Raw genomic sequence first — 1,571 nt, forward strand, 5'->3', positions numbered from 1 at the left:
TGAAGCGGCGGTCGGGATCGGGCGCGGTCGCCTTGAGCAGGAACCGGTACAGCGACTCGTGCCGGGCGAGGACGGGATGGTCCGCCGCCGGTGGCATCGTGTGCAGGTAGGTCGAGGTGTTACCGCGGAAGTCCAGGATGAGGGTCGCGAGAGTGCGTCCCACGGCGAACAGGTCGGAGGCGACCGAGGGGCCGGTGGTGGGCACCTCGGGTGCCTGGTAGCCGAGGGTGCCGCAGCCGGCTCCGGCTACTGCGCCGTCGTCGATGCGACGGATCGCGTCGAGGTCGATCAGGCGCGGTGTCTCCCGGCCGAGCATCACGTTGTCGGGTGTGAAGTCGCCGAACACCAGGCCGTTTCGGTGCAGGTAGGCGAAGGCGGGCAGCGCCGCGAGGAGGTAGGCGACGGCCTGGGTGACCGGCAGCGGGTCGGGCCGGCCGGCGTCGGCCCGACGCCGGCACAGCACCTCCCGCAGCGAGGTGCCGCCGATGTACTCCATCACGATGTAGCTCGTGCCGGCATGCTCGACGAAGGTGAAGATCCGCACGATCGCCGGATGGTCGACGGAGGCCAGGAACCGGCGCTCGGCGATGGCCGCGGCCTGTGCCTCGCGGTCGCCGGAGTCGAGCAGGCCCTTGAGCACGACCCAGGAGCCCTCCGCGACGCTCGGGTCCCGGGCGAGGTAGATCCAGCCCTGGCCGCCGTGCGCGAGGGCCCCCGCGATCTCGTACGGCCCGACGCGGTCACCGGCGTGCAGCGTGGGACGGAACGAGAACGGCTGGCCGCATCCCGGGCAGAAGCCCTCGGGACGCGTGGGCCGGCGGCCCCGGGCGCGTCCCACCGGCGCGCCGCACCCGGCACAGGCCCGCCGCCGTTCCGGGATCTGCGGGTCCGCCAGCAGCATCGACGCCGGGTCCGGCACGTCGGGCTCGGGAACGTCGGGCCCGGGTACCTCGACCAGGCCCGCGCCCAGCCGGCTCGGTGCGGTCCGCGACCCGTCCTCGACGACGCCGTCGCAGTCCGGCTCCGGGCAGGGGATGACCGCGTTCACGCACACTCCTCGGTCGAGATCGGGGTCGAAATCGGGGTTGAGGGTGAGGGGCGGGCGAGGGGGAACGCCCCCCGAACGCAGCCGGGTCAGGACCGCGTCCACCTCCCACCGAGAGATCATCATCGGTCAGTCCCGACAGCCACCGCCGGGCCAGCCGTTTCCAGGTGCCGTCGGCGATCGCGCGGGCCAGCACGCCGTTGACGAAGCGGGTCAGTTCCGGATGGTCGAGGCTGACGGCGACCGCGTCCGGCTCGTCCGACAGGGCCGGTCCGACAACGTACAGCCGCGGGTCCTGGGCGGCCATCCCGTTGAGGATGGCCGTGGTGGTCATGACGGCGTCGGCCTCCCCGGCCTGGAGCAGCACGAGGCAGTCGGCGATGTTCGGCACGGTGCGCAGCACCGGGCGCGACGGTGCCCGCCGGATGGTCGCCGCCGCGCCGGCCGCCGTGCAGACCCGTCGCCCACCGAGATCGTCCATCCCCTGGTACGGCGACTTACCGGCGCCTAGCGGGAGTTTCCTAGA

The 1,571-nt window shown here is 73.1% G+C and carries 2 protein-coding genes; one reads left to right on the forward strand and one right to left on the reverse strand.

Annotated features, from left to right (window positions below; all coding sequences use genetic code 11):
• Window positions 1-1,171 (reverse strand): protein kinase domain-containing protein (locus tag AC08ON_RS17430; protein ID WP_476617369.1); only part of this gene is annotated, 1,171 nt, incomplete at its 3' end.
• A 197-nt stretch (window positions 1,172-1,368) separates the two neighbouring features.
• Here AC08ON_RS17430 and AC08ON_RS17435 point away from each other — a divergent pair.
• The coding region (locus AC08ON_RS17435; protein ID WP_476617370.1) for a hypothetical protein at window positions 1,369-1,571 on the forward strand (203 nt) is incomplete at its 3' end.

This window comes from Frankia sp. CoWAU3 (genome assembly GCF_977971855.1).